Here is an 8,851-nt window from a genome sequence, read left to right on the forward strand (position 1 = left end):
CTGGTCTTCGGCCGGCACGAAACCGCCGGGGATGACGCGGAAGTAGGCGACGGTCGACGCGGCGACCAGCACGAAAATGATCGCGCCGATGATGCCGTGCTTCAGTGTCAGGCTGACCGTGCTGACGTAGGAGCGGGTAAAGCGCTCGAACAGTCGATTAAAGGGACGGAACAGCTTGTTCTCGGTGTGCTGGGCCTTCAACAGCAAGGCGCACAGCGCCGGCGTCAGGGTCAGCGCGACGACGCCGGAGAGCACGACGGCAACGGCGACGGTCACTGCGAACTGCTTGTACAACTGGCCGGCGATGCCGCCGAGGAAGGCGACTGGAATGAATACCGAGACCAGGACCAGGACGATGGCGATCAGCGCCCCGGTCACCTGCTTCATGGCCTTGATCGCCGCGTCCTTGGGCGACAGCTTTTCCTCGGCCATCAGGCGCTCGACGTTTTCCAGCACGACGATGGCGTCGTCGACGACGATGCCGATGGCCAGGACCATGGCGAACAGCGTCAGCATGTTGATCGAGAAGCCGAACAGCCAGAGGCCGGCGAAGGAGCCGATCAGCGAGATCGGCACGGCGATCATCGGGATCAGCGTGGCGCGCCAGCTCTGTAGGAAGATAAAGACGACGGCGAGGACGAGCAGCATCGCCTCGGCCAGCGTCTTGACGACTTCCTTGATCGAGGCCGAGACAAAGTGCGTCGTATCGTAGGGAATGACGTAGTCCATGCCGGCCGGGAAGCGCAGCTTCAGTTCGTCCATCTTGCTGCGGATGGACGCGGCCGTGTCCAGCGCGTTGGCGCCGGTCTGCAGGAAGATGCCCATGGCGATGGTCGGCTGGCCATCGAGCGTCACGCGTTGGTCGTAGTTGTAGGCGCCGAGCTCGATGCGGGCGATGTCCCCGAGGCGCAACAGGCCGCCCGGGCCGCTGGCGCGGATGACGATGTTGCCGAACTCCTCCTCGCTGAGCAGGCGCCCCTTGGCGGTCACCGTATAGACCAGCTGCTGGTCATCTGGCGCCGGTTCCTGGCCGATCTTGCCGGCCGCGTTCTGGGCGTTCTGGGCGGCGATAGCGGCGGCGATCTCGCTGGTCGTCACGCCGAGCTGGGCCATGCGGTCCGGCTTCAGCCAGATGCGCATCGAATAGTCCTGGGCGCCGAAAATGGTCACGTCACCGACGCCCTTGATCCGCTTCAGTTCGTCGGCAATGTTCAGGCTGGCGTAGTTGGACAGGAATAGCGTGCTGTACTTGCCACCTTCCGACTTCAGCGCGACGACATTCAGGATGTCGTTCGAACGCTTCTGGACGATCACCCCGTTGGTCCGCACGGCGGCTGGCAGGCGCGCCTCGGCGGCCTTGACCCGGTTGTTGACGTTGACCGCGGCGAGGTCGGCGTTGGTGCCGACCTCGAAGGTGGCGGTGATGGTCACCGTGCCGTTGGCCGTCGCCGAGGAATTGAAGTACAGCATGTTCTCGACGCCGTTCAACTGCTCCTCGATCGGCGCGGCGACGGTCTTGGCCAGCGTTTCGGCCGAGGCGCCCGGATAGGTGGCGGTGATCAGCACGGTCGGCGGCGCGATTTCCGGATACTGCGCGATGGGCAGCACGCGCGAGGCGACCAGGCCGGCAATGACGATGATGATCGAGATGACCGACGCAAAGATCGGCCGGTTGATGAAGAATTTGGACATGGCTGCTCCTTAACCCTGCTTGGCCGGGGCCGGTGCAGCGTCCTTCGCCGGAGCGGCGGCGCCGTCCTTGGCCGGAGCCGGTGCCCCTGGTTTTTCGCCCGGGCCATGCGGGGCGACCGGCGCACCGGGGCGCAGCTTGATTAGATTGTCGATGATGACCTTGTCTCCCGCCTTCAGGCCGCCAAGGATGACCCAGTCCTTGCCGCGCCATTCGCCAGCCTGCACCGGACGCGGGGCGACCTTGTCGCCTTCGCCGGCGAGCATGACGAGCGGGCCTTGCTCGGTCTGCACGACGGCCGACTGTGGCACCAGGAAAACACCGTCGCGCTCGCCGGTGAGCAGGCGGATGCGGACGAACTGGCCGGGCAGCAACTGGTTGTCGTGGTTGTCGAACTCGGCGCGCAGGGCCTGGGTACCGAGCGTGGTGTCGATGTTGCTGGCCAGGAAATTGAGCTTGCCGGTCTTCGGATAGACCGTGCCGTCGGCCAGGATCAGCTCGACCCCGCTGACATTCTTGTTGGTCACGCGACCGCCGGCCAGTTTCGCCAGATCGCTGTCGCCGAGGCTGAACCGGACCCAGATCGGGTTGCTCTGGTAAATCGAGGTGAGCAGGCTGTCGGCCCCGGCGGTGATCAGGTTGCCCTCGGATTTGGCGGCGCGGCCGGTGGTGCCGGAAACCGGTGCGGTGACGGTCGTCCACGACAGATTCAGCTCGGCCTGGCGCAGCGCAGCCTGGGCGATGGCGTTGGCCGAAGAAGCATCGTCGTATTCCTTCTGGCTGATCGCCTTGGCCTCGATCAGGCTCTTCAGGCGATGCATTTCGCGGCTGGTCTGCTCGGCCTTGGCCTTGGCTTCGGCCAGGGCGATTTCGTAGCTCGAACGGTCGATCTGGAACAGCGGCTGGCCGGCCTTGACCGTCTCGCCTTCCTGATAGAGGCGCTTGACCAGAATGCCGGCGACGCGGGCGCGAACTTCGGTTTCGCGGGCACCTTCGGTTTGCGCCATGACCTCGACGGAATTGGGCAACTTCTGCGGCTGAACTTCCAGCACGGTGACCGGCATCGGCCCCATTGGCGGGCCGCCGGCCGGCTTGTTGTCCGAGCAGCCGGTGAGCAGGGCGGTGCCGAGAACCGTTGCACCGAGAAGAGTCGAAAGCGTCGTACGCCGCAGCAGATTTCCGGAAATCATGGGGAAAGACTCCAATTTTAGAAAAGTTTGGGCTATTATATACAAACACGAATGTATGTAAAATATTTTCGGTGTCGAAGTTGATGGCTTTACATTGGCAACGGCCAAGCCAGAAAGTTGCCAGGCAGGGAGAGAACAAAGTGGTCAGAAAAACCAAGGAAGACGCGGAAAAAACCCGTCAGGACATCATCGAATCGGCGCGCACGGTGTTTCACCAGTGCGGTGTCAGCCGGTCGACGCTGGAGAAAATTGCCAAGGAGGCCGGCGTTACCCGCGGTGCGATCTACTGGCATTTCAAGGATAAGGCTGAGCTGTTTTTCGCCATGCGCGAGGATGTTTTCGCGCCGATGGTCGAGCGCACCGACTCCCTGCTGTTCTCTGAAGCCTACGCCAACCCGCTCGATGCCATCGAAGCCTCGCTGAAAGAATTTTTCCGTGTGCTCGACGACTGCCCGGTGGTGCGCGAAGTCTTCGAAATCATGATTTCACGCTGCGAATACGTCGATGAATTCGCCGCCGTCCAGGAAGAGGCCGGCCGCCCGGCCTACGAATTTCTCGAAAAGATGGAACGCTTCTACCGCAAGGCGGCGGACAAGGGTGCTTTGCGCCTGGGTCTCGACCCGGAAGCGACGGCGCGCGACACCTGGGCCTTTACCAGCGGCTTGCTGCACCTCATGCTCGGTTGCCAGAAAGGCTCCGATCTCGACCAGCGGATTCCGGCGATGATCACCATGCACATGGCGCTGCGCCGTCGGGGGTGATCGGACGACTGGTCACGCTTGTTTGCCTTGCGGTCGACCGGGAAATAACAGGAAAAACGAAATCTCCCCTTTTGTTCCGCCAGTCCTCTTTTCTTATCTGTCAGCAGGAGCACCTTGTTCGGCGCTCCTGATTTCCCCATCCAGGTGTCTGATCTGGTCGATGATTCCGACCAGTCGCTGGCCGTTCTTGGTCAGCGAATACTCGGTTCTGGGCGGAACTTCGGCATAAACATGTTTGGTGAGCAAACCGTAGAGGGTCAGTTTGCGGAGCCGCTCGGACAAGACCTTGGTCGAAATACCCTGGATATGGCGCTCCAGGGCGCCCGGTCGGGAAATGCCCGCAGTAATGGCCTGTAGAACCGATACTGACCACTTACACCCGACCACGTTCTCAAGTTGGGCGTAGGCCGGCTTTGTCGGAGAAGAAATATTTTGTTCTTTCATTTCCATAAGTTACACCAAAAAGTAACCGGGGCACCAAGAAGTGCCCGCTATCTGGAGAGCCGCCTTGCTCCTACGATGGGTTTGTGCCATAGGCACGAATGACCCGAGGAGGATAACCATGAAGACCAAAGCCATTTTCTACCATGCCGGCTGCCAGGTATGCCTTGCTGCCGAACAAAATGTAGCCAACGCACTTGATCCCGCGAAATACGACGTCGAGGTGGTTCATCTCGGCAAGGACAAATCGCGTGTGAAAGAAGCGGAATCCGCCGGCGTAAAGTCTGTGCCAGCCCTTGTACTGGATGGTGCGGCATTCCACATCAACTTCGGCGCGGGAATTGAGGCACTGAAGTAAGGTGTTTAACGCCCCGTGGCCTGAATGGCGCTTGCTTGGCGGTAGGCGCCATTTTTGTTGAGCGGTCAAAGGGAATTTCTAATGTAAGCGGGATCGTATCCTGAAGCTTCCCCATGAATTTTCAATTTAGATCAATTGGTTAAGTTCAGGCGACCTCAAATAATGCATGCATGGCACCGTTAAAACCTTAATTGGAGTTTATCGGGGTCGGCGTCGTTTTGGTTTTCTGAGCCAATAGCCATACTCCATCGTCCCCGCCTTGAGGGCGCAACCAGATTGTGGCGCGCCGGAAAGAGTCGCCGCAGTCATCTCCCGGCAATGAGCGGTGCGGATAATCCCGTTCAAATTAGACGAGGATTTACCCGCCATGATAAAAAATGCCGCCGCATTGGTGCGCGGCTACACCATTTGGGTTCGCCAGTTGCCCCGGGCAAGCGGAATAATGTTTGCGGCCCGCTCGTCTTTGGGGCGCTCGGTCAAGATTGGACTCTTCGGTATCGGCGTGGTTCTGCCCCTGGGGTCGTTGATCTGGGCGTTGCTTTTCTGGCATGGCAATGGCGTCCGCAAGCGTGCTGTCGTGCCGCCGCTTGATCTGGCCAAGACCCTGCCAGCGCCGACTGGCGATTCGTAGGCTTACCTTGCCCGGTCGAGATCGGCCCGGTTTTTCTCGTCGACGTAAATGCCCGTTTCCCCCGGTCGGCTGCTGGCAAAGCAAGCAACTTCAACGTTGGCCAGCGCTTTGGCCTTGTGCAGCACGTCGACGGCGCAGCGGCCGAAAACGCTGTCGATAGTGGCGAGCAGGTTGCGGGCATAGGGGCTTTCGAGCTTGCCGTCGAGGAGCAGGTTGGCGAGCAGGACGCCGTCCGGTTTGAGGACGCGGCGGGTGCCGGCCCAGAATTCGCGGGTGACGAGGTGGCTCGGGATCGAGGTGTGCGAACTGTAGACGTCGACGACGACGGCATCGAAGCGGCGTTCGCTGGTCGCCACGAAACGCCGGGCATCGTCGGCAATGAATTCGCCGCGCGCCGGTTCGCGCAGGAAGTGCTTTTCGGCGATGTCTCGGATCGCCGGGTCGATATCGACGTAGGTGTAGCGGTTGAGCGGTTCGCGGTGCGACAGCGTGAAGCCGCCGGCGCCGAGGACGAGGATGTCCTTGCCGGTGAAGCCGAGGTCGTCGAGCAGGATTTGCCGCAGGTGCTTGATGTAGCGCGTGTAGTTGGGCGGCTCGGAATTGTCGAGCAGCGAGGCGGTCGACTTGTTGACCCAGAAGGCGCGCGGGTTTTTCTGCCCGGGGAGATCGACGGCGCCGATGATGTATTCGGCGTAGGCTGTGTCGGCGGTGACTTCGTGCTGCAGGTTGAAGCCGGCGGCGATTGCTACGGTCAACCCGGAAAAAAGCCAGAATTTGAATTCGCGCCGGGCGAGCAGCAGGGCGCCGACGAGTAGCCCGAGCGCGCAGGCGAAGACGGCGGCGGAAACGCCGAGCCATTGCATGACGATGAGCGACAGGCTAAGCGAGCCGAGGAAGGAGCCGAGCGTCGACCAGTAAAGCGCCAGACCGCTCGCCTCGCCGGTGCGTTCGGCTTTCATGAGGTTGGTCAGGATCGGCACGGTCTGGCCGAGCAGCCAGGCCAGCGGGCAGAGCACGCCGCCGATGAAGACAAGGTAGGCCATGAGCACCGGCTGCAGGTGGGCAAACATCCAGTCCACGCTGAGGCCGGCCAGCCCGATGCCGGCCAGCGCGGCGGCGATCAGGAAATTGCGGGCGACGATGGCGAGGTAATTGCCGGAAACCCTTGCGCCCGAGGCATAACCGAGCGCCAGCGCGAGCAGGAAGAAGCCGATGGTCGGCGCCGTGACGACGATGGAACTGCCGATGTGCGGCACGAGGCGGCGCAGGGCGATGACTTCGGCGCCGAGCGAGCAGAAGCCTTCGATGAAGACGATGGCGTAGATCAGGAAACGGGACATCCCGCGATTATCGCCTGCGGCGGCGGGTTTTACGTGGCCGGCGGCGGCTGCCTGACTTACCGCTCCCTCCCCTTCAAGGGGAGGGCTGGGGTGGGGATGGGTAATGCGGCAACCAACGGGACACGAAGTCCCCCTGTCATTGAACCCATCCCCCTGATAAAGCCGCTAAGCAACCGACTAAGCCGCCAAACAACGGCGGCAAAGTCTCTGCTTATCCCAGCCTCCCCCTTGAAGGGGGAGGAGAACATCCGACCCTCACTCATGTGATTGCAGGTGGCAACCGCGTGACGAGTAGTTGGTCGATGCGGTTGCGGTCGACGTCGATGACCTCGAACTTGAGGCCGCCATGCACCACGCTATCGGTGCGTTTGGGCAGCCTGCGCAGCATGACCATCATGAAACCGGCGACCAGTTTCGTACTGGCTGTCGTCGGGGAAGGGCGGCAGGTCGAGTTCGGTCTCGACATCGCCAATCGGCGTCAGGCCGTCGATCAGCCACGAATCGGCGTCGCGGCGGACGATCTGGGCTTCGTCGCTGGCGATCAGCGGGTCGCCGACCAAGGTGCTGGTCAGGTCATTGAGGGTGATCAGGCCGACGATCAGGGCGTACTCGTTGATGATCAGCGCGAAATCCTCGCGGCCGGCACGGAAGTGGCCGAGGATTTCCGACAGCGTCAGCGTGTCGGGCAGGATCAGGGCCGGATTGAGCAGCGGCGTGTCGAGCGCCAGCGGCTGGCCAGCAATGATGCGGCTGAGCAGGTCCTTGGCGTCGACGTAGCCAAGCGGCTGATCGATGTCGCCGCGACAGACCGGGTATTTCGAATGCGGATGCGTCGCCAGCTTGGTGCGCAGGCTGGCCTCCTCCTCGTCCACATCGAGCCAGACAATGCCGTCGCGCGGCGTCATCGACGACGGCGCCGTCCGCGTGTCGAGTTCGAGCACGTTCTCGATCATCTGCTGCTCCTGCTCGGCGACCACGCCGGCATCGGCGCCGGCCTGGGCGAGGGCGACGATGTCTTCGGCCGTCACGTCGTCCGGCCGCTTCTGGGGCAGGCCGAGGGCCGACAGGATGCGGCTGGCGATGCCGTTGAAGGCCCAGATCAGCGGCGACAGCAGGTGGATGCACAGGGTCATCGGCCCGGCGATGCGCAGCGCGATGCGCTCGGGGGCGACGATGGCAATGCGCTTCGGCACGAGGTCGGCGAACAGGATGAAAACCGAGGTGACGAGCAGGAAGGAAAGCACCGTGGCCAGCGTGCCGGCGGTGTCGGGGCTGGCGAAATGCGGCGCGAGCAGGGTCGTGAAGTACGGCGCGTAGGCCCCTTCGCCGAGAATGCCGGCGAGGATGGCCACGGCGTTGAGGCCGATCTGGATGGTCGTGAAGAAATGGCCGGGTTGCGCCTGCAGCGCCAGGGCCAGCCTGGCCCGCGCCTCGCCGTCGTCGGCCAGTTGTTGGAGCTTGAGCTTGCGGGCGGCGGCGAGGGCAATTTCCGAGGTGGCGAAAAAGGCGCTGGCGGCGATCAGCAACAGGATGATCAGGGTGCTCTCGAGCATGCGGTGCCTCGGGTTGTCCGGTCAGGGAATTATCCCCTTTGCCCTTCAGTTTCGGTGCAACTTCTGCCACATGCTGACGCTGAAGAAACCCAGGCCGAGCCAGATCAACCCGAAACTGACCAGCCGTGCCATCTGCAGCGGTTCGCCGAAAATCCAGATGGCGGTGGCGAACTGCATGGTCGGGTTGATGTACATGAGCATGCCGACGGTGGCCAGGTCGAGGCGCTGGGTGGCGGCGGCGAAGGCCATCAGCGGCAGGGCGGTGATGATGCCGGCGCCGACCAGCATTGCTGCGGTCGACGTGTCGTAGGCGGCAAAAACCAGGTGCCCGCTGTGCGCCATCCACAGCGCGTAGATGCCGCACACCGGCAGCATGGCGAGCGTTTCCAGCCACAGGCCGGACAGCGCATCGACCGGCACCTGTTTGCGGACCAGGCCGTAGGTGCCGAAAGTGGCGGCGAGGAAGAGCGAGACCCAGGGCAGGCTGCCGAGCGAAATGACTTCGTTGGCCAGGCCGGCGATGGCCAGGCCAACGGCGATCCATTCCAGCCGGTTGAGCTTTTCCTTGAGGACGACGAGGCCGAGCAGGACATTGACCAGTGGTGTCAGGAAGTAGCCGAGGCTGGAGGCGACGACCTGTTCGTGGGCGACGGCCCACAGGAACATCAGCCAGTTACTGCCGACGAGCAGTGCGGCGAGCGCCAGCATGGCGAGATGGCGCGGCCGGCGGAAAACGGCGAGGACCTTGCACCAGTTGCCACGCAGGGTGAGCAGAAGGGCGACGAAGAGAAAGGCCCAGACGGCGCGGTTGGACAGTACATCCATTGGCGAAATGGCCGACAACTGGCGGAAATAAAGCGGGAAAAATCCCCAGATGCCGTAGGCGA

The 8,851-nt window shown here is 62.5% G+C and carries 10 protein-coding genes; 3 read left to right on the forward strand and 7 right to left on the reverse strand.

The genetic code is table 11. The annotated features are described in order from the left end of the window. Positions 1-1,692, reverse strand: a 1,692-nt coding sequence (locus ADADOO_RS15725; protein ID WP_511278449.1) for an efflux RND transporter permease subunit, incomplete at its 3' end; no start/stop codon positions are given. 9 nt (positions 1,693-1,701) lie between these two features. Further along, positions 1,702-2,880 carry an efflux RND transporter periplasmic adaptor subunit gene (locus ADADOO_RS15730; RefSeq protein ID WP_511278450.1) on the reverse strand — a complete coding sequence of 393 codons (1,179 nt, stop codon included), beginning with the start codon at positions 2,878-2,880 and terminating at the stop codon, positions 1,702-1,704. Between the two features lie 140 nt (positions 2,881-3,020). Here ADADOO_RS15730 and ADADOO_RS15735 point away from each other — a divergent pair, with 140 nt between their 5' ends. Further along, positions 3,021-3,641: a TetR family transcriptional regulator gene (locus ADADOO_RS15735; protein WP_511278451.1), complete on the forward strand. Its 621-nt coding sequence runs from the start codon at positions 3,021-3,023 to the stop codon at positions 3,639-3,641. A gap of 93 nt (positions 3,642-3,734) precedes the next feature. On the opposite strand, the gene ADADOO_RS15740 is transcribed toward ADADOO_RS15735, so the two are convergent. Then, a complete protein-coding gene (locus tag ADADOO_RS15740; RefSeq protein WP_511278452.1) occupies positions 3,735-4,091 on the reverse strand; it encodes a winged helix-turn-helix transcriptional regulator in 357 nt (118 codons plus the stop codon). A 112-nt stretch (positions 4,092-4,203) separates the two neighbouring features. On the opposite strand from ADADOO_RS15740, the gene ADADOO_RS15745 reads away from it, so the two are divergent. Together ADADOO_RS15745 and ADADOO_RS15750 are read left to right on the forward strand one after the other, a co-directional pair. Further along, on the forward strand, positions 4,204-4,440 hold the full coding sequence (locus tag ADADOO_RS15745; protein WP_511278453.1) for a thioredoxin family protein: 237 nt from the start codon (positions 4,204-4,206) through the stop codon (positions 4,438-4,440). 367 nt (positions 4,441-4,807) lie between these two features. Beyond that, the gene (locus tag ADADOO_RS15750; RefSeq protein WP_511278454.1) at positions 4,808-5,071 is read left to right on the forward strand and encodes a hypothetical protein; all 264 of its coding nucleotides are present in this window, start codon (positions 4,808-4,810) and stop codon (positions 5,069-5,071) included. A gap of 2 nt (positions 5,072-5,073) precedes the next feature. On the opposite strand, the gene ADADOO_RS15755 is transcribed toward ADADOO_RS15750, so the two are convergent. The 4 genes from ADADOO_RS15755 to rarD form a co-directional block, all read right to left on the reverse strand. Further along, positions 5,074-6,411: a fused MFS/spermidine synthase gene (locus ADADOO_RS15755; RefSeq protein WP_511278455.1), complete on the reverse strand. Its 1,338-nt coding sequence runs from the start codon at positions 6,409-6,411 to the stop codon at positions 5,074-5,076. 259 nt (positions 6,412-6,670) lie between these two features. After that, the gene (locus ADADOO_RS15760) at positions 6,671-6,808 is read right to left on the reverse strand and encodes a transporter associated domain-containing protein (protein ID WP_511278456.1); all 138 of its coding nucleotides are present in this window, start codon (positions 6,806-6,808) and stop codon (positions 6,671-6,673) included. Then, positions 6,768-7,964, reverse strand: a complete 1,197-nt coding sequence (paeA, locus tag ADADOO_RS15765) for a polyamine export protein PaeA (protein WP_511278457.1) — start codon at positions 7,962-7,964, stop codon at positions 6,768-6,770. Before paeA ends, ADADOO_RS15760 begins: the two co-directional genes overlap by 41 nt. A gap of 45 nt (positions 7,965-8,009) precedes the next feature. Further along, a partial coding sequence (gene rarD, locus ADADOO_RS15770; protein WP_511278458.1) for an EamA family transporter RarD occupies positions 8,010-8,851 on the reverse strand: 842 nt, incomplete at its 5' end.

Source organism: Azonexus sp. (assembly GCF_036170495.1).
GTDB lineage: Bacteria > Pseudomonadota > Gammaproteobacteria > Burkholderiales > Rhodocyclaceae > Azonexus.

Bases quoted from the DNA above. Each gene is read 5' to 3' on its own strand.
- ADADOO_RS15760 (WP_511278456.1), bottom strand. From the start codon at position 6,808: ATGATGGTCATGCTGCGCAGGCTGCCCAAACGCACCGATAGCGTGGTG.
- paeA (WP_511278457.1), bottom strand. From the start codon at position 7,964: ATGCTCGAGAGCACCCTGATCATCCTGTTGCTGATCGCCGCCAGCGCC.
- ADADOO_RS15750 (WP_511278454.1), top strand. From the start codon at position 4,808: ATGATAAAAAATGCCGCCGCATTGGTGCGCGGCTACACCATTTGGGTT.
- ADADOO_RS15745 (WP_511278453.1), top strand. From the start codon at position 4,204: ATGAAGACCAAAGCCATTTTCTACCATGCCGGCTGCCAGGTATGCCTT.
- ADADOO_RS15730 (WP_511278450.1), bottom strand. From the start codon at position 2,880: ATGATTTCCGGAAATCTGCTGCGGCGTACGACGCTTTCGACTCTTCTC.
- ADADOO_RS15755 (WP_511278455.1), bottom strand. From the start codon at position 6,411: ATGTCCCGTTTCCTGATCTACGCCATCGTCTTCATCGAAGGCTTCTGC.
- ADADOO_RS15740 (WP_511278452.1), bottom strand. From the start codon at position 4,091: ATGGAAATGAAAGAACAAAATATTTCTTCTCCGACAAAGCCGGCCTAC.